We start from the raw sequence: 24,135 nt of genomic DNA on the forward strand, positions 1-24,135 counted from the left end.
AATTCAAACTTCCAACTTCCCCACCTCCCACCATTCACCTTTTACCTCAACCTTCATCCCCACCTCTCACTTCTCACCTTTTACCTCAACCTTTATCCCCACCTCTCACCTTTCACTTTTTACCTCATCCTTCATCCCTCCTATCTCATCCTTTCTGTACCTTTTCCTCTATATTCGCAGGATTTATTCTTTCTCCGTAAAATGTTTTACTACAATTCCAAAGACTGGCTGCTTGCCATTTTCAAAATCACCAAGGCTGATACCATCAGACCGCTGATCCCAACATTGATTTTTATTGCGCTGTACTCTTGGGGGATTGTGTACCTGGAGGTCAATTACCTCAAGTTGTCCGAAAACAGCGATGCTCGAAACATCACCATCATGCATACGCTTTTGGGTTTTGCTATATCGATGCTACTCGTCTTCAGGACTAATACCGCTTACGACCGCTGGTGGGAAGGAAGGAAACATTGGGGAAACCTTGTCAACAACAGCCGTAATCTCGCTATCAAGCTTCAGGTTTTTTTGCCGGTAGAAGACCACGGGTCCAGGACTTTTTTCAAGCAAGTGATTCCATTGTATGCTTTGGCACTTCGAAGGCACCTCCAAAAAGACAGTACCATGCTCCAGCTTGACGAAAAACCACATCCCGAACTGCCTGACTTTGGCCACAAAGTACATGTACCCAACAAAGTGGCTGAAAGCATGATTTTCAAAGTCCACAACTTATACAAAAACAAAGTCATCAGCGGTGACCAACTCATCGTCCTCAATGGAGAGATCAGTTCCTTCACCGACATCTGTGGTGCCTGCGAAAGGATCAAGAATACCCCGATTCCATTTAGCTATAGTGCTTTTATCAAAAAATTTATCTTTATCTATGTGGCGACACTGCCCTTTGGCTTGGCGCTGTCGATGGGATATTTTACCATTCCGGTGACGACTTTTATATTCTATGTTTTGGCGAGTTTGGAACTGATTGCGGAGGAAATCGAAGATCCCTTTGGTACCGACAGCAACGACCTGCCGATGGCCAAGATCGCCGAGAATATCAAAGGAAATGTGGGGGAGATTTTGGGGTAGGTTTTCGGCCTGTCATTCTAAACCGCAACTTATTTGGAATTTAATTTTCTAAACAAACGGATTGATTATAGTAAGTCTTTTATCAATTACCAATCCATTCTGTAAATCCTCCGTGTATAAAAATTCACAACCCGATTCCAAGGCCGTTGCAACAATAAAAGCATCGAAAATCTGAAAATCATACTTTTCAACTAATTCAAATCCTATTCCTATTGTTTGATCAGAAATAGGAACATATTGACATTCTTTCATCAACCTACTGATAATTTCAATAACCGAATCTTTAGGAAATTTCCACCTTCTATTCAAAACATTTATTAGCTCACTCAGTGATTGGGAGTTGAAAACGGGATGAAGTAAAATTAATTCAGCTGCTTTTGTTCTTCTTTGATCTATAGAAGTATCTAAAAAATAGAGTAACACATTTGTGTCGACAGCAATTTTACTCATAATCAGTTGCCTCTTCTCGGCTGAAAAAATACGTTCCTTTACTGTCAAATGTCAGTCCATCAAACTTTGCAAATAGACTGCCTATAGCCGTAACTTCCTTAGCCAAAGATGGGTCTGTTTCCGGTTCTTTAATTTCAAAAGCTATTAATTCAATTTTTTTTCCAATAAAAGACTCAGGAATTTCCAAAGTATATGTTTTCTTTTTCGGAATTATAATTCGCCTGATCATATTTTATAAAGGTTTGATATAGATAAATTTAAACAAAATTGAGGAATATAAAACTCTTAATTATAATCCTGAACCAGAAGGTGAAAGTTTCTATTCCATTTTCTATACCCAATTCACTGCTACGGATTATCAAAAAGTTAGCTAAAAGATAATTTTAAGGCGGAGTATCTTTAGCTAAGACACTGAGTATCCATACCTCAGACACGGAGTATCCTTAAGGAGAGGTGGGCGGATGGTATATTTTGGGATAAAGGAAAGTCTGTTTAGTCACTATAAAAGCTGAAATCCGAAATTGGATATTTAGAATATTAGTTTTATGTTTAGATAATTCAAAAATATCCGCAACTGTTGCGTAATGTATTCCATTTGGCATACATAGCGCAATGATTGCGTGAAGCAAAACGTTAGTGGCAATTAAAGCAGACCCTCGAAAATGGCAGACAGAATATTGAAAGACATACGATTTTACGAGAGTGAAAAACAGAATATTGAAGGACAAAGTATGCCTCACGAATTGGGTAAACTTTTCATTCCGACAAATGACACAAACTATATTGGACAACGAATTGCAAGGAAACTGAACGAACTAAAATATTCTTATGGCGAGTTTGACCATATTTATATCAACTTGACAACTTTCATTAAAGAGAATGAAATAATAGTATCTAACCGAAATATTGACAAACGAATTAAATACATAGATTTTGGAATTGACTCTGAAAAGTTAAACTCACTCCACGACAGTGAAAAGGACAACTTTATAAAATCTACAACTTTCAAAGTTTTGACACACATAAGCCAAAACGAAGGTTTGGAATTAGTTAAGAAGACAGAAAATTTATTGACAGAGTTTGACACAGAAATCAAAATCCATTTCAAAACAAAGGAAACAAATTCATATAAGGTTGACATTTATTATCAAATTAAAGCACTTAATGGTGGGACAAAGGCAATAATTGAATATAAAGACAGGAAAAACAATATTTGCAGAGTTGGTAATTATAAATTACAATTTTATGAAGACATTTATACTTTAGTTGACACAATAAATCTGACAGACGACAAAATTATATTAAAGCCGAAAAAATCATTTACCGCAGACATAGCAAATGAAAGATATAAAACACCAATAGAATTGAAAATAGAAGAACTAACAAAAATTAACTGCCACTAACAGCAGCTTGGCAAAATGGCGGGTTTAGTGCTAAATTGAACATTTGGTTTTCAAATGAAGTTTAGTGCTAAATTGAAAGTAAGTGCTTCTAAATCCGCCACTTCGCCAAGCTGCAAAACGTTGTGCTTCTATCAAAGTTTGTGCTTGGTTGACAGTGAAGTGCTTCGAAATCGCCACCTTCGGGTAGCTGCAAAACGTTACCTATCCCTTCAAGAAACCCACTAAATTTCTAAAAGCACTCCAGTAAAACAATAATTGACCATCAACCCTAAAACCCCATGACCAAAAAACGAATATTCTTTACCGGTGGATCAGGAAAGGCTGGAAAGCATGTGATACCTTACTTACTCGACCAAGGTCATCGGGTCATGAATGTGGACCTGACGCCTTTGAAATATCCGGGGGTGGATAACCTGACAGCGGATATCACTGACTCCGGGCAGATGTTCAATGCCATGAGTTCCTATGCCGCCTTGGATGAGTTGGAACCGGGAAATGGCATCCCAAAGTTTGATGCCGTCGTGCATTTTGCTGCAGTTCCCAGGATTTTGATCAAGCCTGACAATGAGACTTTCCAGGTCAATACCATCGGCACCTACAATGTGATCGAAGCGGCTGTCAAGTTGGGTATCAAGAAAATCATCATTGCTTCCTCGGAGACGACCTATGGAATCTGTTTTTCGGATGGGCCGACCGATCCCAAATCACTGCCCTTAGAGGAAGACTACGACGTCGATCCCATGGACAGCTATGGCTTGTCAAAGGTGGTGAATGAACACACTGCCCGCAGTTTTCAGCGCAGGTCGGGGTTTGACATTTATGCCCTTCGCATCGGAAATGTGATTGAACCCCATGAATATGCAGAACTTTTTCCCCACTATTTCAAAAACCCCGAAGTCCGCCGAAGGAATGCCTTCTGCTATATTGATGCACGTGACTTGGGACAGATTGTGGACCTGTGTCTGCAAAAAGATGACTTGGGTTTTCAGGTTTTCAATGCCGGCAATGACCATAACGGAGCGATTATCCCAAGCAAAGAATTGGCGGATCAGTTTTTTCCAGGGGTTCCTATTACCCGTGAATTGGGCGAACATGAGGCCTTATTTTCAAACCGAAAAATCCGCGAACTTCTGGGTTTCAAAGAGGAACACAACTGGCGGAAATATGTTAAAGGGGAATAATTTGCTTCATGAGGCAAATCCATATTTGCTGTCTAATTCCTTCGAAAAAGGCTGATACCAACGCATGAAAAAATAAGGTAATTTCTTGATTCGGTAATTTAAAATGGATCAGGTTTCCTATCAAAAACCCCGCGCAAATTATTTTTAACCATAACTTGGTTTTAGTTTTTAAAGTTTATGATCGCCATTCAAGCTAGCCGAAAAACAGTTTTTTTTGTTTTAGGGAAGAATAAAAAAACAAAGCAGGTTGGTTAGACCTGCTTCGTTTGAAAGGAGATAATTCAGGGTTTTAATCTATCGGAAATCCTTTGGCAGCCCACCAGATTCCCCCATAGATATGCTTGAGGAAGGCATCATCCAAAAATGCCCAGTCGGTATGGCCCATCGCGGTGTAGAATATCCTCCCGCCGTCATATTCATTGGTCCAGGACATAGGGTGAAATTCTCCCATACCGTTTTTGGGATCGTAGGTTCTTTCATCCGCCGTGATCAGGACTTTTACATCAGGATTGAAATTTTTGAAGGCATAAATCTCGTCGGACCAAACCCACTTTTCAGGAAGGTGATAGGTTGCGGGATGCTCACGGTTGACGACGTTCAGCTTCAAGGTCTGCTGATGCGGGTGGTTGAGAAACTGCGCTCCAATAAGCTTGGTATACCACGGCCATTCGTATTCTGTATCGGTAGCGCTATGGATGCCGACGATGCCATTTCCAGCTTGGACAAAACGTTGGATCACGGCTTTTTGCTCGTCATTGAAAATCGTCCCGGTGGTACTCATCATGACCATGACATCATAGCGCTCCAGGTTTTTGTCAGTGATATAGCTTTCGTCCTCGGTAGTGTAAATATCAAATATCTGGTCCCGGGCGAGTTTTTTTAGTGCTACAACCCCGTCAGGAATAGACTGGTGTCTGAATCCTTTGGTCCGGCTGAAAACCAACACACGGAATTGGGGATTGCTTTGCGCAAATGTTTCCAAGCTCAAGCCCAGCATCATGATGCAGACGAGCAGTAGGGAGGATAGGTAGGTTTTTAGGTTCATGTTAATTTTTAGTATCAAGTATCAAGATTTTAGCATCAAGTATTTTGAAGCGGGAGATTAGAGCCGAGAGCCGAGAAACAAGATTTTGGAGGCATGGCAACTTTCCAACCTTTCAATTTTTTAACTTTCTAACTTCTACTTCACCATCTCAAATTTTTCCCCTGCTTCTTTTCTGGAGAATGCATTGAAATGCCACCATTCGGAGCCGATGCCGGTGAATCCACCATGTGCCATGACCTTCCTGAGGATTTCCCGGTTGAGGATATGTTCCTTGGTGATATTTCCTTCCAACAGCATCTGGGCTTCACGCTCGGGATAGGCCGGATAGCCAAAGAAATCAAAAGGCGTCCCCATGTCTAAGGCCTCCCCGGTAACTTGCTTGGCCAAAGTAAGGTCCACGGCCACACCAAAATTATGCAAACCTCCTACTTTTGGATCGGCTACATACAGGGGTTTGACGCTATCGGGTTTGTCCAACTCATCCCAAAGGATCTGCTGCACGCTTTGGGGACGTACTCCATCATATACCAAAAAGGTCAAGTCAGGATATTCTTCTTTCAGTTTTTCGTGGGCTTTTTTGAGCATCTCGGCGACTTCAGGCTGCACATAGCACCTTGTCAGATCACCATACACATCTTTGCCAAAGAAATTATCAGTGGTAGAATATTTTAAATCCACAAAAATCCCCGGAATCACTACTTCCACATCCACCAACCCCGCATCGATGATTTTCTGTTCCAATTCACTGACCTCATACTTGATCTTAAACTGCTCGTCTCCGATTGCTACAAGATCATCGATTTCCACCCCGTTGGAAGTTTGTTCATTGATCTTGGACTCGCAGGCGAGAAAGATTAGAAGGAAGATTATGTAGGATAGATTTTTCAAGGGAGAATTAGTTAAAGTTTTTTGGTGATGACAGTTGCTGAAGCCTGGGCTGTAGGTAGCATCACAATATCCGCCAAAACCACATGTCCCGGTCTGCTGACAGCAAAAGCGATGGTCTCTGCGATATCTTCCGGAGTCAGAGGCTGAAATCCCTGGTATACTTTTTTGGAGCGCTCGGCATCTCCTTTGAATCTGACCATGGAAAATTCTGTTTCCACCAAACCCGGATGAACTCCGATCACCCTGATCCCAAATGGATTCAGGTCCATCCGCATGCCTTGTGTAATCGCATCCACAGCATGCTTGGAAGCGCAGTAGACATTGCCGTTGGGATAAACTTCCTTTCCGGCGATGGATCCGATATTGACGATTGTTCCTGATTTTCTTGCAATCATTACCGGCATGATTTCTTTCGAAACGTACAACAATCCTTTCACATTGATGTCCATCATGGCATCCCAATCGTCAGTGTTTCCGTTTTGGATTGGGTCAAGTCCATGGGCATTTCCGGCATTGTTTACCAAAATATCAACATCCTGCCATTCTTTGGGAAGGTTGCCCAAAGCTTTTTGGACTGCTTCTTTTTCTCTGACATCAAAGCAAAGTGTCAATAAATCAGTTCCTGCCGGAAGTTCTTTTGCAAGATGTTCCAAACGTTCCTTGCGCCTACCTGTCGCGATGATGGCATAGCCAAGTCCTGCCAAGGCAATGGCTGTGGCTTTTCCTATTCCTGAAGTAGCTCCGGTAATGCACGCAATTTTCCTTTCCATAGCCTGAATCTAAAAATTATTGACATGGAATGAAACAGGGAATCTATGAAAGGAAAAAAAAGGATTGGGTAGGGTTTAGTGGTCAGTTTTTCAGTGGTCAGAATCCAGCGTAGCGGCTAAGGACTATGGACTATCGACCATGCACTATCGACTTAAAAAATTATTGGAAATTCAGATAGAGAGTAATGGATTTTCTTCTGATTTCGGAAATGGCATCCCTAAATGCGGGATTGGACTCTTCGGGTTTGTAGACATCCAACAAACCATGGGAAAAACGGACCTCAGGGGAAAATTTGAAAAATTTGAAATACAGGTCAAAGCCCATACCCACATCAACCGTAAAGTCCTTTCCTTTGGTGACAAAATCTTCAATGTTTGCTTCTTCCTGATCTTTGGTACGGAACATGGCAGAACCGCCACCGGTAAAGAACATCCTTGTATTGTTAAACCTTTGCGCTTTGTACTTGAAGATCACAGGAAATTCCACCATCGTGGCCTCGTTGATATAGGTATCTCTTTTATAGACAAATTCGTTTCCTGAATTTCCATTTCCTGGCACGGCTGTGAAATAATTGACATCTGTCCTGAACTCGTAAAATCCGACTTTGGGGGTGACCAACAAATTGAGCTGGTCATTCAGCCTGAAAGTCACCAAAAATCCCAAAGAAAAACCACCGGAAAATACCGGCACAATGCTTTGGATATTTTTCAGGTCAGTATTGGAAGGGTCGAGAAAGGCCTCGGAATATTTCATTCTCCAGGTGTTGGAATGCCCTGCTAGAAAGAATCCGTAAGAAATGAAGTTTTCATCCTGACCTGCTTTGCTGATTTCGTTAAACCGGGATTGACCACTGGCTTCTGCTATCAGAAAGAGTGCGCCAAAAATGGAGAGCGTTATTTTTCTCCGATATAAATTGAGCTGATTCCGAAAGTGAGCGGTTTGCATTGGGTTTGTTTAAATCCGACTTTTTTCAATACTGAAAGGAAATTCTCTCCGTCAGGAAAGGCTTGGACTGACTCCGGCAAATAGGTGTAAGCAGCATTGTCTTTGGACACCAATTTACCGATCTGAGGCAAAATATATTTGAAATAAAAGTTATATCCTTGCTTCATGGGAAATTTTTTGGGTTTCGAAAATTCTACGATCACTGTTTTCCCTCCCGGCTTCAAAACCCTGTACATATCTGAAAGCCCTTTTTCAAGGTTTTCAAAGTTCCTGACTCCAAATGAAACGATGACAGCATCAAACTTATTATCCTCGAAAAGCAACTTCTCCGAATCCCCCATCTGAAGGTCGATGATATGGTCGAGCTTTCTTTTCTTCATTTTCTTCTTGCCTTCCTCCAGCATCCCGGCAGAAATGTCCACACCGATCACTTTATCAGGATTAAGGGCCAAAGCCTCAATGGCAAAGTCTCCCGTGCCTGTGGCAATGTCCAAAATCAGTTTTGGTTGGTCCTTCTGTAATAATTTAATGGCTTTTTTTCTCCAGGTGATATCTATACCCAAGCTCAGCAGGTGATTCAAAAAATCATATTTTTTGCTGATGTTGTTGAACATTTCGGCAACCTGTTCTTTTTTGCCTTCCTGCTTGTCTTTATATGGAACTACTGACATGTACGTGTTTCAAAATGTGCTGCAATATTACTAAGGAAACCCGAGCAATCGAAAATTGTTGGAAATTAATGCCTTTTCAATTTCTTCAAGGGATTTTAATCCTAGATTAAAATTTAAATATGTATCCGAATTATTGCACGTCCTTGACGGATTTCGAAATTTTCTAACTAAAAACCGAATCAAATAATTTCGGAGCGGGGAGGACCGACGGCGAACCGGGCCGGCGCTGGCCTTGTGCGTGGATAGGATTTTGCCGTCTTGACCTTTTTGGCTACTTTTTTTGTCAAGAGAAAAAGTAGCTGTAAAAATAAATGATCGATTTCATGAAGCCCTGAGAATTTCTTTAAAGTTCATTTTGGAAGATCCATTAATCTGGGTACACAAGTAAAATTAATTGAACTAGCCTACGGGAAATTCCCAATAACCCGAAAACAGTTCGAATCTTGGCTCTTGTGGGTGTCTTGACTATTTTTAACCCAAATGGCTTACCTTTGTGGCAAACAATTTCGCCATGATCAAAAAAGCGGTCTTTCTTACCAGCAACTCTGACTACACCAAGTGCCCTCCGCCGGATAAACCCGAGTTTGCCTTTATCGGTCGCTCTAATGTAGGCAAGAGCTCTTTGATCAACATGCTCACCAACCACAAAGGCTTGGCGAAAACCTCTCAAAAACCCGGAAAAACCCAGTTGATCAACCACTTCCATATTGACGACAAATGGTATATTGTTGATTTGCCGGGATACGGATTTGCTGTAGCGAGCAAAGCCATGAAAGCAACTTGGGAGAAAATGATCCGGAATTACCTGACCAAAAGGGAAAACCTTGCGGCGATCTTTGTGCTCATAGACAGCAGACTTGAACCTCAGAAAATAGATCTGGAATTCATCACTTGGTGTGGCGAAAACGGGATTCCTTTTGTACTTGTTTTTACCAAAGCAGATAAAAAAGGAATCGAAAAGTCCACTGCCAACGCCCGTGTTTTTCTGGACAAAGCCATCGAAATCTTTGGCGAAGAACCTCAATATTTTATCACTTCTGCCGAAAAGAAGGAAGGCCGCGAGGTTTTGGTCTCTTTTATCGAAGGTGAAGTGATGGAGTATTATCAAGGTAAAAAATGATTATTCAGAAAACGGATATTTATTGATATTTGATATTGGGTCCGAAGCAATCGTTTACAGAAAATTTAAGATTAAAATCACTGATGGTTTTTCGTCATATGAAATAAATACCATAGGAGTCAAAGAATATCAAGTTGCGCTTCAAATTCCAAAGCCCACTTCTGAATAGGATATAATATCAATCAATATCCAATATCCATAATTATCAACTTGCTGAAGTCCGACATAGAAAGAACAAACTCAATCCTTATAAATTATTGCCTAATTATTGCTGATAACCATATCTTCCTATATTTGCAGCCTTTAAATCAAAGCAGAAAATGAAATTCAACGAAATCGCTACCATCTCCGGCAAACCGGGTCTCTATAAAATCCTAAAGCCTTCACGTGGAGGTGTCATCCTCGAATCCATGGACGAGAAAAAAGGCAAACTTATCGCAGGTGCCAACCACAGGGTGTCTGTCCTTGCCGAAATCTCCATGTACACCATGACTGAAGAAGGTGCGACGCCTTTGGAAAATATCCTCAAGAGCATCGAAAAGGAATTTAAAGGCGATGTGGGGTTGGATGCGGATGCAGATGCCGACGAACTGAAAGCTTTCTTGAAGCACGTGCTTCCTGATTTTGACGAGGAAAAAGTATATCCATCAGACATCAAGAAACTCGTCGCTTGGTACAAAATCATCCGCGAACATGCTCCCGAAGTTTTGGAAGATCAAGTGGAGAACACCGAAGAAACCAAAGAAACAGAACCGGAAGCTTGATTTCAATCAAAATATTGATGTTCAAATCTTAGAATAAAAGTGGGGGTCTTTCCCCACTTTCTTTGTTTATAAACCAAATATGATTTAGCATGAATCTTCCTTTGATCACAGAAGCAGCCCATTCCCTCCAAAAGGATTTTGCACTCCCGGCAATAGCGGAAGCATTTTCCGAGGAGGATTTGGTTTCCCTGCTGACTCCTTTGATCAAAACCATGCTCGACCGGGATTTCGAAAAACTCCTTCAGATCTGCTACAGGGTGGATTTGGGAGAAGAAAAACTGAAAACCATCCTCCACAAATCAGATCCAGAAACTTTGGCTTCCGACCTTGCCCGTGCCTTGGTCGCAAGACAAATCCTGAAAGCCGAAATCAGAAGGAAGTATTCGGAAGGTTGAAACATTCTTTTTGATCAAAATTTCAATCTTTTTTTACAAGTTCTATCCACAAGGCCAAATCCAGACCTACCATTATCACTAAATTTTTATTAATCTGATTATCAATTCTTTGCAATTATTTCATAAAATTATTTTTTCCTTGAGAAATGTTTTGGTTCATTCACATAAAATTAGTTCATCTCAAAACTTAAATGTGAAAAAAGCAGGAAAAACCCATTCTTGCTATCTAAAAGGATTATAAAATAAATCATGGTAATACCTAAAAATCAACCTTCAAACATGAAATCAAAAAAAACAAGCTTGATTCTAGTCTTGGCATGCTTGCTGTTACCGCTCAGTATAAAGGCCCAGGAAACCAAATCTCCCGGAAGATGGGAGATAGGTGTGGATGCCTTATCATTAATTGACAAAAATGAATACCCCCCCATTTCTGTTTTTGTTCTGAAAGAAATAGGACAAAATGGAATAGCCCTAAGAAGTAGATTGGGGTACAGTAGGTCTTCTTTCCAGAATTTGACGGCCATACCTGGTCAATTTCCTACTCCCGATGATAAAATCACACGTGAGCTATTTGGCCTTTTGGGGGTACAAAAAGAAATAGTAAAGAATCTTGGAATTGGAAAAAGCAGCGGCCTTTATGTCGGTTTGGATATTGCCGTGCATTTGAAAGAAGAGTTTCACAAAAAATTTTATGGAGAGTTTTTGTCTTTCTATTATGATGAAAGTAAATATTCTAATAAAAAATATACAATTAGTCCATTTATAGGAGTTTCAAAACAAATAGGAAATCATTTTTCTGTTCGGGTAGAAATGGCTTTTCTTTTTCAAAGAAATAATTTCAATTATAGCTCTGACAGTTTCATTCTTGATGACTATGATTTTTCAAAACCATTTGAACCTTCACTTTTTAAAATAAATGATCCCTCTAGTAAAGGGTATGGTAAAAATCAAACTAATTCAATTATAACATCACCCCTCAACCAATTCATTCTATCATATAGGTTTTGATAGAAAGAAACCTAGGGATAAATAGCCCTAGAACTTTTCAACAGGTTTCCCAACTTTCAAAAACTCCACTACTTCCTCCACCATTTTTTTGGAACCGATATACAAAGGCGTCCGCTGATGCAATGAGGTAGGTTGGATATCCAATATACGGCCATGTCCATCTGTCGCCATACCTCCCGCCTGTTCGGCGATAAAGGACAAAGCATTGGCTTCATAGAGCAGTCTGAGTTTTCCTTTTGGGGATTTTGCGGTGGCAGGATAGATGTAGATGCCGCCTTTGAGCAGGTTGCGGTGAAAGTCCGCCACCAAGCTTCCGATATACCTGGCACTGTATTCTTGGGATTTACATTTTTCGATATAGGCTTTTAATCCCGGCTCAAAAAGGTTGTAACTTCCTTCATTCACACTGTATATTTTGCCGTCTTCCGGAGCACACATATTGGGGTGGGAAAGGAAAAATTCCCCCAGCGAAGGTTCATAGGTAAAGCCATTGACGCCATGTCCGGTAGTGTAAACCAACATTGTCGAGGAACCATAGAGCACATATCCTGCCGCTACCTGTTGGTTGCCGGGCTGCATGATATCCTCAGGTTGGATGGGACTTCCGATCGGCGTTACTCTCCTGTAGATGGAAAAAATCGTCCCGATCGAAATATTCACATCGATATTGGATGAACCATCCAAAGGGTCAATTGCGACAACATATTTGCCGGAGCCGTTTTGCAAGTCGATGACTTCATCGTCCTCCTCGGACACGACGGCGCAGACTTCTCCGCCTTTTGTCAAGGCCCGGGTGAAACGGATATTGGCGATGACATCGAGTTTTTGCTGTTCTTCGCCCTGCACATTGGTTTGTCCAAATGCACCACCGATATTTGCCAGACCGGCACGGTTGGTTTCGCGGTTTACAATCTTGGCAGCAAGGGCGATATCTCTCAGCAGTTGGGACAATTCCCCGGAGGCAAAGGGAAATTCCTCTTGTTTCATTTTGATAAAACGGTCCAAAGTGGTGCCGACAGAATACGCCAAAGAGGAATCAGAGGGGCTGTAATGTTTGATTTTCATAGTATAGGAAAAATACAATTATTGGGTTTATATACTTAAAATTACAAATTAATTTTTATGTCAAAAACATTTGTATTCAAATTTGGCGGGGCTTCTGTGAAAGATGCCAAATCTATCAAAAACTTACGTGAAATTTTATTCAATCGATTGCGGAATCATACCGTAATCGTTGTTTCCGCCATGGGAAAAACCACAAACGCCCTTGAAGAATTATTGAATATCAAACTGGAAGACAAGCCTCTTTATGAGAAAAGTGCAAAATTAAAAAACTACCATCTTGAAATTTGCAGGGAACTTTTCCTACCAGAAAACCTGATCTTTCCTGCCATCGAAAACTTTTTCTCCCAACTGGACAGGGTCTTGGAAAAACCCCTGAGCAAAGAAAACTATGATGAATATTACGATCAGGTAGTATCTTATGGTGAACTCATTTCCTCCCGAATTGTGCAGGAATACCTTTGTGCAGAAGGGATTTTTTGCCTTTGGCAAGATGCGCGGGAGATTATCTCTACGGACAGTGATTATCGGTTTGCCAAAGTCAAATGGGAAAAAACCGCCGCCCAATGCCAAAAACACCTGATGGCAAAGTTGGAGCGATTCCCTGTCATCACACAGGGATTTATCGGTTCGGATGATAAAGGGAAAACCACCACGCTTGGAAGGGAAGGTTCGGATTTTACCGCAGCTATTTTGGCACATAGCCTTCGTTCACAGTCAGTCACCATTTGGAAAGATGTGGAAGGTGTACTCAATGCCGACCCGAAGCGATTTCCCGATACAGTGAAATTTGAAGAGTTGGATTATAGAGAAGCCGCCGAGTTGACTTATTATGGGGCGTCGGTTATCCATCCCAAGACCATCAAGCCCTTGGCCAATCTTTCCATTCCGCTTTTTGTCAAGTCATTTTTGAATCCAGACGGAACCGGAACCCAAATCCACCATGTGGACAAGCCGAATATCGTTCCTTGCATCGTAGTGAAGGATGAACAGGTTTTGGTCAGTTTCCGGGTGACTGACTTCACTTTTATCAATGAATCCCACATCCATCAGGTCTATACCGAAATCGAAAAACTCAAACTGAGGGTCAATCTTTTGCAAACTTCCGCCATCAGTATTTCTATTGTGATTGACAAGCAGCTTTTCAAAATGGAGAAACTGATCGCTGCTTTGGCAAAGGATTTTGATATCAGATACAATGAATCCCTGCAGCTTATCACAGTCAAAAACCACAACCGGAAAATTATGGAGGAATTGATGTCGGACAAAGAGGTGCTTTTGGAACAGGTCACGCGGACGACCTTTCAGATTGTAGTCAAACCACTAGCTGAGTAACTTGCTGATGGTTTTTTCTATGCCGGGCAAATAACTTTTGCCAAAAAGAAGGAGGTGTACCAAAAGCGGGTACAGGTTGTACACAGGGACACGGTCTTTGAATCCTGGTTCCAAAGGAAAGAAAGTGTCGTAGGCTTCATAAAACTCCTCCTCAAAAGGTCCAAACATCCTTGAAAAAGCGAGGTCCATTTCCCGGTGACCGAAGTAAACTGCCGGATCTATCAAGACCGGAATCCCGCTTTTTCCGCGCATGATATTCCCCGACCAAAGGTCACCGTGTAGCAGAGAAGGTTTTTCTTTTGGGAAGAAATCTTCCAACAAAGGATAAATCTTTTGGAATTTTTTCAAAAAATCCAGGTCAACCAAGCCTTCATAATATGCCCTTCCGATAAGCGGGTCCAATCTGGATCGGACAAAAAAATCAGACCAAGAATGGTTGGGTTGGTTCTGTTGCGGGATGGAAGCAATATAATTGGAGGATTTGTATCCGAAATCATTTTGGGTGGCCATATGCATCTGTGCCAAACCGAGACCTAGTTCCTGCCAATAAGTGGAGGTTGCCTTTTCAGCATCAATCCATTCCATCAAAATGAAATTGTAAGATTCTTCCCGACCAAAATGATAAACCTCTGGGATTTTTAATGGACAATGGGCCCGCATCGTATTCAGGCCATCAGCTTCTTTTTCGAAGATATCTTCAGATTCCTCAAAATTGGTTTTCAAAAAAAACTGGCCATCGGAGGTCTCTAAAAATACGCCTTGGTTGATATTGCCGGCCGAGACAAGTCTTGCCTGTTTCAATTTCACCGAAGGTCCAAAGCTTAGAAAAAGAAGCCTTTCAAAGACCTCTTTGGACTCAAACATATAAGTTATGGTCAACCTTAAGGCGTTCCAAAAAATGGTCGAGCGATTCGTCAATTATTTGGTAAACCTGCTCAAAACCCTCCTCACCGCCATAATATGGATCCGGTACTTCAATATGGTCTGGGCTGGGATGGAATTCCCGCAACAAAAATAACTGGTCATGTTTGATATTGTGTCTCGTCATCACATTTTGGACATTCCTTTTATTGGACATATCCATAGCTACGAGGTAATCAAACTCGCGGATATCTACACGGTTAAGCTGTCTGGCGCGGTGTGAAATCGGAATTTCGTGATTTTGGGCGCAAGCAAGGGTTCTTTCGTCAGGCAATTCACCGATATGGTAGTCCGAAGTTCCGCAGCTGTCGCTTGTGAATTTACCTTCAAGTCCAAGCTGTTTGACTTTATGGTTAAAAATACCTTCCGCTAGGGGAGATCTACAGATATTTCCTAAACAAATGAACAAGACTTTGACCATACTAAAGGGCTTATACAATTTCGAGGTGAAAGGGAATACAAGTTATAAAATTTTTGTGGATGTCCTTGTATCAAAAAAAAGACAATGGAAAAAGTAAAATGCATGATCAGAAGAATATTTTGATTTAGTTTATTTTCGGATCCATATCTTCTTAAAAAATTAAACATTTCCCTTATTAATATGAAGTTTTTTGGTTTAACTACAAAACCCACCAAACAAAGTTTCGATAAAAATTTAAATTTTTTTTGAACCAATTTTTCGAACGGAGAAAAACCATATGGTGTAGCGCATCTTGAATCAAATCAATTTTTTCAAATAAATGGAGTAATGTCGAAGAGAAAATGGCTTTAAGATCAAGGATGGGTTTAAGATTTAGCCGAAAAATCTTCCGTCTTCGGTCTTCCGTCCTGTTTGGAACAAAGTTTTTGGTAATGGCATGAAAGCTTTTTTCCATAAATATTTCATGACCCTTGGTTTTTATTTTATAATTATTGTACTTTGAATTACAAAGTACTTTTAAATGGAAAAAGAAAAATACATCCAAGACCTCCGACAGATCAAAGAGATCATGGACAGGTCTTCCAAGTTTATTTCGCTCAGTGGTTTGTCAGGAGTCGCTGCCGGGATCATTGCACTTGCAGGAGCTTGGTATGCTTACCGGAATATTTACACAGAAAGTGATTTTTATGGTTACCAGGTAGTGACAATCAGCTCTGAATCTATTGCTTCAATAATTGGACTTGGTGCCCTGATTCTGATTCTGGCGATTGGCGCAGGTATATTTTTCACTGCCCAGAAAGCAAAAAAGGCCAACCAAAAAGTCTGGAATTCCCAAGCCAAAAGGTTGCTGATCAACTTAGCCATCCCTTTGGTCACCGGGGGCTTACTCAGCCTTATTTTCCTTTCACGTGGATTTATTGGGATCATTGCCCCGCTGACACTAATTTTCTACGGTCTTGCATTGGTCAATGCTTCCAAATATACCCACGAAGAAATTAGGAGTCTCGGCATTATTGAAATTGCACTCGGCTTGCTGTCGGCCTATTTTATCGGATTTGGACTTTTGTTTTGGGCAATCGGTTTTGGCCTGTTGCATATTGTGTACGGCATCATCATGCACTACCGCTACGGATCGTGAAAGACATACTCAAGGACTTGGACAAAGCTTTTGAAAACAAGCTCAGGCTGGGAATCATGTCAGCTTTGCTGGTCAATGATTTTCTGGATTTCAATGCCCTGAAAGAAATCCTCGATGCCACTGACGGCAACCTTGCGAGCCATCTCAAAACTTTGGAAAAAGAAGGTTATATCACCTACACAAAAGAATTTGTGGACCGAAAACCAAATACCAAATACATGGTCACAGAGTCCGGAAAAGAAGCATTTATCAAACACCTCAAAGCAATAGAAAACCTACTAAAGTAAAAAAAATTTATCCACTCACTTTGCATTTCAAAGTACTTTCAAAACAACCATGGAAAACTCAGCACTCAAACCCCTGCTTTCTCTCAAGTATTCTGTCACTCTCAAGTTGGTCGTAATCGCATTTCTCGGTTTGCTACTCCTGATCCCGACGGCATTGATCCAATCCGTCATCGAAGAACGAGCCTTTCTCAATGACGAGGCCATCAAAGAAATCGGTTCCAAATGGGCCGAATCCCAAGAAATCGTCGGCCCGATCCTTTCTATTCCCATAGTCTATGAAACAGAAAAAGACGGGAAGATTACCCGCATTATAGATGATTACCATATTCTTCCCCAAGACCTGCGCATTGAAGGAAAAGTACTTCCTGAAATCCTGAAACGAGGAATTTTCAAAGGGGTAGTTTACCGTTCGGACCTTGCCGTCACAGGAAGTTTCATGGTGTTGGATGATTTTGACAAGAAGGACTTTGTGGGATTCAACCATGCGGAAGCCAAGGTTTCTTTTGGTGTGACTGACCTCAGGGGAATAGAAGACGAAGTACAATTTACCGTCATTGGCGAAAAAAAGCAGGTTAATCCAGGCACTGGAATTTTTAAAGTAATTCCTTCAGGATTCAGTATTTCGATGCCAAACCATGAATTCAAGGCCGGCGAATCCATTCCCTTTACCATTCAACTCAAGCTCAAAGGGAGCAAAAACCTTTCATTTATCCCGACAGGAAAGACGACCGATGTCAAAATCCAATCTCCCTGGACCGCTCCAAAATTTGACGGAAAATTTTTGCCCAACAACAGAAGCCTGACTGAGGAAGGTTTTACAGCAGAATGGAAAGTATTGGAATTGAACAGGAATTATCCCCAATCATGGATCAACAATGCCTATGCGGAAAATTTGAAATCAGCGTCCTTTGGCGTGGATTTGCTTTCGCCTATGGAGGATTACCAAAAATCCACCCGATCGGCCAAATATGCCCTCATGACTATAGGATTGACTTTTCTTATGTTTTTCCTGGTAGAAGTATTGGGCAAAAAGAACATCCATCCTTTCCAATATGCAATGGTAGGCTTTGCGATTTGTCTTTTCTATATCCTCCTGGTGTCCATTTCGGAACAGGTTAGTTTCAATATTGCGTACCTGATTTCCACCATTGCTGTTGTGGGTACCATTTGTCTTTATTCTCTGTCTTTGTTCAGGGTAAAAAAATACACCCTCATTTTGGCGACTGTGCTTCTAGGTTCCTTTGGGTTCTTGTTTGTGACGCTACAGATGGAGGATTATGCGCTTTTGATGGGAAGCATCGGTTTGTTTATCATCCTTTCGGCCACGATGTACATCACCAGGAACATAGATTGGAACAAAATGAGTTTGGGAAAATCAGAAGAAAGCTAAGATTAGCAATTAATGTCGTTTTGATAATGAGGATTCGATGAGCTTTTCCAAAGTTCAGATTGAACGTTAAGAGATTATCTTGCCTTTGTTCTAACTTTGGAAAAGTTTTTACTAAACAACAACTCGTCTAAACCTCATTGGATTAATAATTGGAAATCAATCCTAATTAATCCCTAAATGCCCCTCTTAAGACGAAATTCCTTTTGAGGGGGATTTGAATCTTTATCCCTATTTTTGGGGCATGAAACCACTGTATGATTTTTCGATAAGGACATTTTCAAAACTGGCGGGAATCTCCAAAGGAAGCAATGCCAAGCTTGAAAAACTGGTGGATGGCAGAAAGGACCTTTTCGAAAGATTGACCGCATTCAAGTCGGGATTTTCAAAACCCATTGCCTGGTTTCATGTAGCCTCGCTCGGAGAGTACGAACAGGCAAAACCTGTCATTGCCGAATTGAAGCACCGAAAGCCTGATTATGGTATCGTCGTCAGTTTTTTTAGTCCTTCGGGCTATGAAATAGCCAATAGAAAAGCACAGGAAAATGTGGACTTCATCACTTACCTTCCTTTTGATACGGCCACGAATGCAAAGAATTTTTTGGGAATATTGGATCCAAAAATCGGCTTCTTCGTCAAATACGATCTTTGGGCAAACCATATCTTGGAAGCAAAAGAAAGACACATCCCGCTGTTTCTTTTCTCGGCATCGATGCGGGAAGACCAGATTTACTTCAAGGGCTATGGGACATTCTTCAAAAAAATCCTGACCTCATTTGATCATATTTTTACCCAAAATACACAAACCAAAACCTTGATCGAAGGATTGGACTTCTATCAGGTGAGTGTCGCGGGCGATACCAGATACGACAGGGTAAAGTCGATAGCGGAGGCACCCAAGTCTTTTCCGGAAATACTTCCCTTTGTCAATGGGAGGAAAACAATGGTGGTTGGTTCAGCTTGGGAGGAGGACATGAAAGTCCTGATTCCATTTATCAATGCCCATCCGGAGTATTTTTTCATTGTAGCACCCCATGATATCAACCTTGAAACTTTGGCAGAATGGAAATCCAAAATCAGCAGACCATCGCTGAAATATTCTGAAATTTCAGGTCAGGAAACTGCCGATGTATTGTTTATAGACAATATCGGGATGTTGTCTTCCCTGTACCAGTTTGCACATATCTCTTATGTCGGCGGAGCTTTCGGGAAAGGGCTGCACAATATCCTGGAAGCCATTGCTTACAGCATTCCGGTGATTTTTGGCGAACTCAAAAAGGAAGGGAAATTTCCCGAAGCGGGAATCAGTCAAGAGTATGGTTGTGGGTTTTCGGTTTCAAACACAAAACAGTTAGAGAAGACAATCCTGTATTTGTCAGACCAAAGCCATTACCTTCAAGCCTGCCAAACCGCTGAAAAACTTGTCAGCGACAATGTCGGCAGCGCAAAAAAAATCATGGATACCGTCATCACCAAAATCAACCAAGCATGAAAGGAAGGGTCCTCAAATCCACGGGAAGTTGGTATACGGTCAAAACTGAAAAAGGTCTTCTCAATGCGCGTCTCCGTGGAAAATTCAAGCAGGATGACCTCAAGTTGACCAATCCGATTTCAGTCGGTGATTATGTTCTCCTCGAACAGGAAGCCGACCAACCTTCCTCTGTCATCACGGACATCCTTCCCCGAGAAAATTACATTATCCGTAAATCCACCCGAAAAAACCATTTTTCACATATCATCGCTTCCAATATTGATCAGGCTTTTTTGATTATCACCTTAAAAAACCCAAGAACATCGCTTGGTTTTATAGACCGGTTTTTGGTCAGTACAGAGAGCTTCAGGATCCCCACATCCATTTTGGTCAATAAAATGGACATTGCTTATAAGGACAAAGACATGGAATACCTGCAGGACATCAAGGACATTTATGTGCCCTTGGGTTATCCGGTATATGAGATTTCTGCCTTGAACAGTACCGTATTGCAGGAACAATTCCTGCCGCTGCTCAAAGGAAAAACGACCTTGCTATCTGGCCACTCCGGTGTGGGTAAATCTACTTTGCTCAATAAAATTGTCCCTGAGGCAGTGCAGGCTACCAAAGAGATTTCAAAATTCAGTGCCAAAGGAGTACACACAACCACCTTTGCCGAAATGTTTGAAATCGAAGGAGGCGGCTACCTGATCGATACTCCTGGGATCAAGGAATTTGGGATTTTGGACATTGATGAATTTGAACTGTCCCACTATTTTCCGGAGTTTAGAAAATACCTCGGTCAGTGCCGGTACAATAACTGTCAGCACCTCAACGAACCGGGATGTGTGGTCCTTCAAAAACTTGAGGAAGGATTTATCCATCCTTACCGCTATGACAGCTATGTCAATATCCTGAATGAAGAGGATGACCACCGATAGATGGAGGTTAGAAGTTTGAAGTCAGAAGCTTTGAAACCACCGCCAATTGCTTTAATTTTCGTTTTTCAATGACAACCCCATGAACAAGACCAAGACTTTGGTACTGAACCACCGTCAGATCAGTCAGAAAATCACCCGCATGGCTTATGAGATCTATGAGCGCAATGCTTCCGAATCCAGTATTGTCTTTGCCGGGATTACAGGAATGGGCCATCAGTTGGCTGAATCCCTTGCCGGAGCACTGAAAGAAATATCTCCTTTGGAGGTGATTGTGCTTGAAATCATCCTGGACAAATCGGATGTAAACAGGGGTGATGTATTGCTATCTGAAAAAATAGTCCTGTCAAATAAATGTGTGGTGGTCGTGGATGATGTCCTCAACACCGGCAAAACATTGGTCTACGCCTTGTTGCCATTTCTCCAATCTTCGATCAAAAAAATAGAAGTCGCTGTCCTGGTTAACAGAAGCCATAAGCTGTTTCCCGTATCTCCGGATTACACGGGATTGGAATTGGCGACCACACTCAGCGAGCATATTACCGTTGATTTATCTTCCGAAAACCACACTGTCCACCTTCATTGATCCTCCATGTCTGTTCATAATTCCTCCAATATCAAAAGAATCACCACCCATATCCTTCAGGAAATGAAGGCCCGTGGAGAAAAAATATCCATGTTGACGGCCTATGATTTTTCGATGGCAGGTATCGTGGACGGCGCAGGGATAGACATCATATTGGTTGGTGACTCCGCATCCAATGTCATGGCCGGACATGAGACTACCCTTCCGATTACTTTGGATCAGATGATCTATCATGCGACTTCTGTGGTGCGGGCAGTTTCCCGTGCATTTGTCGTGGTGGATATTCCTTTCGGGTCTTATCAGGGCAATAGCTCGGAAGCATTGAGATCCGCCATCAGGATCATGAAGGAATCCGGGGCACACGCCATCAAAGTGGAGGGCGGGGCCGAAATCAAAGAATCTGTTGTCAGGATTCTCAGTGCCGGAGTTCCCGTCATGGGACATTTGGGATTGACTCCGCAGTCGATATACAAATTTGGGACATACACCGTCAGGGCCAAGGAAGAAGAGGAAGCAAATAAGTTGATTGAGGATGCCAAGTTGCTGGAAGCCTGTGGCTGCTTTGCGATTGTTTTAGAAAAAATCCCCGCGTCTTTGGCCAAAATAGTTGCCGAAACGGTAAGCATTCCTGTCATTGGAATCGGTGCAGGACCGGATGTGGATGGACAGGTTTTGGTAGTCCATGACATGCTTGGCATCAATCAGGAATTCAAACCAAGATTTCTGAGACAATACGCCAACTTGCAGTCTATCATGACCAAGGCTGTACAAGATTATATCAGTGACGTAAAATCAAGAGATTTTCCCACGAAGGAAGAGAGTTATTGATCAGATAGATAATTTTTTCAATTCAGGCAGAATAAGTCTAGGAGCTGTTTTTTTACATTTTTATGGATATAATCCATTCAAATAGAATATTTTATTCTATTTTCCATCTGTATATTGCTCTCAGTCAGATCATTCATGAAATATTTACTATTCATTTTTCTTCTCATTTCTTTGTCAGGAAATGCCCAAGAGCTTGAAGTGCTTTTGGATAGTGGGGTAAATTCAAAGGGTAACCACCAAAAGTATTTTTTGAAAGCCAAAGAGAAAGTCAAAAACAGAAAAGACAATGTGCTTTATCTTTTTGCACTTCATCAGCATTACAGTAACCTGAGAGCACGTGATTCCATGCTTTTGGTAGAGAAGGAATTAATTCCGCTTTTAGACTCTTCCTCTGATAAAGTTAGAAAAGCTGAAGTGCTCAAAAGAATTGGCTACTACTATGAAACTACCGGATTGTATGATCAGGCGATCCAATATTTGCTTCGGTCCCTTGAAGAAATTTTACCTACTAAGCGCCAAGATTTGATAAGCGACACCTATAGCGCACTGTCCCAAACCCACCGCATATTTCACGATTATGATAAGGCCATATTCTACGGAAAGAAAGCATTCGAGGCAGTGGAAAATGATAAAGATACCTTTCAAACTTTTAAAGCTAACGCCTTGAATATCATCGGGGCCGCCTTTAGTGAAATGAACCTCCCTGACAGCACCCTGCATTATTTCAGAAAAGTAATGGACTTTGTGCCTCCGTTGGATTCGATGGATGTATCAGGTACAATTGTCAATATCGGATATGGCTATTTATTAAAAGGTGATATTGAAAAATCCAGGATCTATAACCGGGCTGGGATGAATCTGTATAAAAATACAAACAATGATTATGCGAAAGCAGCGGTTTTTATCAATTCAGGGATGACGGAAAATGCCGCAAAAAATTATAATGAGGCATTAATTTTATTGGACTCAGGAATAGTCTACACCCAAAAATCCCAATATGCTGAAATGTACAAATGGATCTACGATGAGCAGGCCAAAATCCATAAAGCTACCGGAAATTATGCAGAGGCCATTACAAGCTTGGAAAATCTGATTACAATCAAAGACTCCTTGTTTGCAGCAGATCGGGCCAAAGTCGCCAAAGACCTTGAGACCAAATTCCAAACGGCGCTCAAAGACCAACAAATCAAAGAAAGTGAGCTTGAATTGAAAGAAAAAGAACAGCGGCTTCAGCGGGTTTTCATTTTTGTCATTTTGCTTTTGATCATCATTGGTTTATTGGTGGCGGTGCATTTTCTCAATAAAAACAGGTTTCAGAAAAGACAGGAAATCCTTGAGAAAGAAAAGGAAATCAGTGTCAAAGAAGCTTACCTCCATGCTGCCTTGGAATCTCAGGAAACGGAGAGAAAACGCTTTGCCCAAGACCTTCATGACGGATTTGGCCAATTGATCTCCGCACTTCAGCTCAGTATCCAGCAACTCAAGATGGAAAAAGAACCCAATGGAAAAGTAAATCCGGAGGAACGGACAGAAACAATATTGAAGGAAATGCATACCGAGATCCGGAATATTTCCTTTAACCTGATGCCTGCGACCCTGATCCAATCCGGATTGAAAGAAGCGGTAATGGAATTTTCGGGAAGGATCAATGCAAGCGGTTTTATCCAGATAGATGTCGACACGCATGGGATGGAACAAAGACTCACAGAAACCCAGGAAATTTCTCTGTATCGGGTAATCCAGGAATGGGTCAATAATGTGGTCAAATATGCTGAGGCGACCTCCATTATTATCCAAATGGTCAGACATGAAGATGAGGTAAGCATTGTCATCGAAGATGATGGAATGGGTTTCGACGCGTCCATCTTGGATAACGGAAAAGGAAACGGTTGGAGAAATATCCAATCCCGATTGCAGCGTATCAATGCATCATGGGAACTTGACACACTTCCGGACCGTCAGGGAAGCACTTTTATACTTTCTTTGCCATTACCGATTTTTCCTGAAATGATTTTGGAAGAAAAAGAACTTCCCTAG

Annotated in this window: 26 protein-coding genes; 16 read left to right on the forward strand and 10 right to left on the reverse strand. The window is 41.4% G+C overall.

The genetic code is table 11. The annotated features are described in order from the left end of the window. Positions 1 to 201 precede the first annotated feature (201 nt). Positions 202 to 1,083 (forward strand): bestrophin family protein, encoded by an 882-nt coding sequence (locus MMU05_RS18575; protein WP_241143170.1) that lies wholly within the window; start codon positions 202 to 204, stop codon positions 1,081 to 1,083. Positions 1,084 to 1,131: 48 nt separating this feature from the next. Here the strand turns inward: MMU05_RS18575 and MMU05_RS18580 are convergent, their stop codons facing one another. Together MMU05_RS18580 and MMU05_RS18585 are read right to left on the reverse strand one after the other, a co-directional pair. Then, positions 1,132 to 1,533 (reverse strand): PIN domain-containing protein, encoded by a 402-nt coding sequence (locus MMU05_RS18580; protein WP_241143171.1) that lies wholly within the window; start codon positions 1,531 to 1,533, stop codon positions 1,132 to 1,134. Next, entirely contained in the window at positions 1,526 to 1,720 is a 195-nt protein-coding gene (locus MMU05_RS18585) for a hypothetical protein (protein ID WP_241143172.1), read from the reverse strand. Before MMU05_RS18585 ends, MMU05_RS18580 begins: the two co-directional genes overlap by 8 nt. Before the next feature lie 475 nt (positions 1,721 to 2,195). Between MMU05_RS18585 and MMU05_RS18590 the strand changes: the two genes are divergently transcribed. After that, complete coding sequence (locus MMU05_RS18590; RefSeq protein ID WP_241143173.1) at positions 2,196 to 2,936, forward strand: hypothetical protein; 741 nt, start codon at positions 2,196 to 2,198, stop codon at positions 2,934 to 2,936. Between the two features lie 278 nt (positions 2,937 to 3,214). Then, entirely contained in the window at positions 3,215 to 4,117 is a 903-nt protein-coding gene (locus tag MMU05_RS18595; RefSeq protein ID WP_241143174.1) for an NAD-dependent epimerase/dehydratase family protein, read from the forward strand. A gap of 289 nt (positions 4,118 to 4,406) precedes the next feature. Here the strand turns inward: MMU05_RS18595 and MMU05_RS18600 are convergent, their stop codons facing one another. From MMU05_RS18600 to ubiE, 5 genes are all read right to left on the reverse strand, one after another. After that, complete coding sequence (locus tag MMU05_RS18600; protein WP_241143175.1) at positions 4,407 to 5,162, reverse strand: ThuA domain-containing protein; 756 nt, start codon at positions 5,160 to 5,162, stop codon at positions 4,407 to 4,409. Between the two features lie 135 nt (positions 5,163 to 5,297). Further along, complete coding sequence (locus tag MMU05_RS18605) at positions 5,298 to 6,050, reverse strand: M15 family metallopeptidase (RefSeq protein ID WP_241143176.1); 753 nt, start codon at positions 6,048 to 6,050, stop codon at positions 5,298 to 5,300. 11 nt (positions 6,051 to 6,061) lie between these two features. After that, positions 6,062 to 6,820 (reverse strand): SDR family NAD(P)-dependent oxidoreductase, encoded by a 759-nt coding sequence (locus MMU05_RS18610; protein WP_113923449.1) that lies wholly within the window; start codon positions 6,818 to 6,820, stop codon positions 6,062 to 6,064. Positions 6,821 to 6,980: 160 nt separating this feature from the next. Then, on the reverse strand, positions 6,981 to 7,766 hold the full coding sequence (gene porT, locus MMU05_RS18615) for a type IX secretion/gliding motility protein PorT/SprT (protein WP_241143177.1): 786 nt from the start codon (positions 7,764 to 7,766) through the stop codon (positions 6,981 to 6,983). Beyond that, positions 7,715 to 8,437, reverse strand: a complete 723-nt coding sequence (gene ubiE, locus MMU05_RS18620) for a bifunctional demethylmenaquinone methyltransferase/2-methoxy-6-polyprenyl-1,4-benzoquinol methylase UbiE (RefSeq protein WP_113923447.1) — start codon at positions 8,435 to 8,437, stop codon at positions 7,715 to 7,717. The genes porT and ubiE overlap by 52 nt, the downstream gene beginning before the upstream one ends. A gap of 511 nt (positions 8,438 to 8,948) precedes the next feature. Here ubiE and yihA point away from each other — a divergent pair. The 4 genes from yihA to MMU05_RS18640 all read left to right on the forward strand — a co-directional run bounded on the left by yihA (position 8,949) and on the right by MMU05_RS18640 (position 11,724). Continuing rightward, positions 8,949 to 9,557: a ribosome biogenesis GTP-binding protein YihA/YsxC gene (gene yihA / locus MMU05_RS18625; protein WP_241143178.1), complete on the forward strand. Its 609-nt coding sequence runs from the start codon at positions 8,949 to 8,951 to the stop codon at positions 9,555 to 9,557. Between the two features lie 320 nt (positions 9,558 to 9,877). Further along, positions 9,878 to 10,321, forward strand: a complete 444-nt coding sequence (locus tag MMU05_RS18630) for a DUF5606 family protein (RefSeq protein WP_241143179.1) — start codon at positions 9,878 to 9,880, stop codon at positions 10,319 to 10,321. Positions 10,322 to 10,410: 89 nt separating this feature from the next. Further along, positions 10,411 to 10,716, forward strand: a complete 306-nt coding sequence (locus MMU05_RS18635) for a hypothetical protein (protein WP_241143180.1) — start codon at positions 10,411 to 10,413, stop codon at positions 10,714 to 10,716. A 249-nt stretch (positions 10,717 to 10,965) separates the two neighbouring features. Continuing rightward, the gene (locus tag MMU05_RS18640) at positions 10,966 to 11,724 is read left to right on the forward strand and encodes a hypothetical protein (RefSeq protein WP_241143181.1); all 759 of its coding nucleotides are present in this window, start codon (positions 10,966 to 10,968) and stop codon (positions 11,722 to 11,724) included. Positions 11,725 to 11,751: 27 nt separating this feature from the next. On the opposite strand, the gene fbp is transcribed toward MMU05_RS18640, so the two are convergent. Further along, a complete protein-coding gene (gene fbp / locus MMU05_RS18645; protein ID WP_241143182.1) occupies positions 11,752 to 12,789 on the reverse strand; it encodes a class 1 fructose-bisphosphatase in 1,038 nt (345 codons plus the stop codon). Positions 12,790 to 12,846: 57 nt separating this feature from the next. Between fbp and MMU05_RS18650 the strand changes: the two genes are divergently transcribed. Then, positions 12,847 to 14,121 carry an aspartate kinase gene (locus MMU05_RS18650; RefSeq protein WP_241143183.1) on the forward strand — a complete coding sequence of 425 codons (1,275 nt, stop codon included), beginning with the start codon at positions 12,847 to 12,849 and terminating at the stop codon, positions 14,119 to 14,121. Here MMU05_RS18650 and MMU05_RS18655 read toward each other — a convergent pair. Continuing rightward, the gene (locus MMU05_RS18655) at positions 14,110 to 14,985 is read right to left on the reverse strand and encodes a fructosamine kinase family protein (RefSeq protein ID WP_241143184.1); all 876 of its coding nucleotides are present in this window, start codon (positions 14,983 to 14,985) and stop codon (positions 14,110 to 14,112) included. The two genes, MMU05_RS18650 and MMU05_RS18655, sit on opposite strands and share 12 nt — an antisense overlap. Continuing rightward, on the reverse strand, positions 14,978 to 15,463 hold the full coding sequence (locus tag MMU05_RS18660) for a low molecular weight protein-tyrosine-phosphatase (RefSeq protein ID WP_241143185.1): 486 nt from the start codon (positions 15,461 to 15,463) through the stop codon (positions 14,978 to 14,980). Before MMU05_RS18660 ends, MMU05_RS18655 begins: the two co-directional genes overlap by 8 nt. A 520-nt stretch (positions 15,464 to 15,983) precedes the next feature. Between MMU05_RS18660 and MMU05_RS18665 the strand changes: the two genes are divergently transcribed. The 8 genes from MMU05_RS18665 to MMU05_RS18700 all read left to right on the forward strand — a co-directional run bounded on the left by MMU05_RS18665 (position 15,984) and on the right by MMU05_RS18700 (position 24,135). Then, the gene (locus MMU05_RS18665; protein ID WP_241143186.1) at positions 15,984 to 16,601 is read left to right on the forward strand and encodes a hypothetical protein; all 618 of its coding nucleotides are present in this window, start codon (positions 15,984 to 15,986) and stop codon (positions 16,599 to 16,601) included. Continuing rightward, positions 16,598 to 16,888 carry a winged helix-turn-helix domain-containing protein gene (locus MMU05_RS18670; RefSeq protein WP_241125593.1) on the forward strand — a complete coding sequence of 97 codons (291 nt, stop codon included), beginning with the start codon at positions 16,598 to 16,600 and terminating at the stop codon, positions 16,886 to 16,888. Before MMU05_RS18665 ends, MMU05_RS18670 begins: the two co-directional genes overlap by 4 nt. A 49-nt stretch (positions 16,889 to 16,937) precedes the next feature. Then, on the forward strand, positions 16,938 to 18,278 hold the full coding sequence (creD, locus tag MMU05_RS18675) for a cell envelope integrity protein CreD (RefSeq protein ID WP_241143187.1): 1,341 nt from the start codon (positions 16,938 to 16,940) through the stop codon (positions 18,276 to 18,278). A gap of 241 nt (positions 18,279 to 18,519) precedes the next feature. Beyond that, positions 18,520 to 19,767 carry a 3-deoxy-D-manno-octulosonic acid transferase gene (locus tag MMU05_RS18680; RefSeq protein WP_241143188.1) on the forward strand — a complete coding sequence of 416 codons (1,248 nt, stop codon included), beginning with the start codon at positions 18,520 to 18,522 and terminating at the stop codon, positions 19,765 to 19,767. Next, a complete protein-coding gene (rsgA, locus tag MMU05_RS18685) occupies positions 19,764 to 20,687 on the forward strand; it encodes a ribosome small subunit-dependent GTPase A (protein ID WP_241143189.1) in 924 nt (307 codons plus the stop codon). Before MMU05_RS18680 ends, rsgA begins: the two co-directional genes overlap by 4 nt. Before the next feature lie 79 nt (positions 20,688 to 20,766). Continuing rightward, positions 20,767 to 21,270, forward strand: coding sequence for a phosphoribosyltransferase family protein (locus MMU05_RS18690; RefSeq protein WP_241143190.1), 504 nt, complete (start codon positions 20,767 to 20,769; stop codon positions 21,268 to 21,270). 6 nt (positions 21,271 to 21,276) lie between these two features. Then, positions 21,277 to 22,098, forward strand: coding sequence for a 3-methyl-2-oxobutanoate hydroxymethyltransferase (gene panB, locus MMU05_RS18695; protein ID WP_113923433.1), 822 nt, complete (start codon positions 21,277 to 21,279; stop codon positions 22,096 to 22,098). A 135-nt stretch (positions 22,099 to 22,233) separates the two neighbouring features. Next, positions 22,234 to 24,135, forward strand: coding sequence for a tetratricopeptide repeat-containing sensor histidine kinase (locus tag MMU05_RS18700; RefSeq protein WP_241143191.1), 1,902 nt, complete (start codon positions 22,234 to 22,236; stop codon positions 24,133 to 24,135).

The sequence above is a fragment of the Cognataquiflexum rubidum genome, assembly GCF_022538115.1.
GTDB classification, from domain to species: Bacteria; Bacteroidota; Bacteroidia; order Cytophagales; family Cyclobacteriaceae; genus Cognataquiflexum; species Cognataquiflexum rubidum.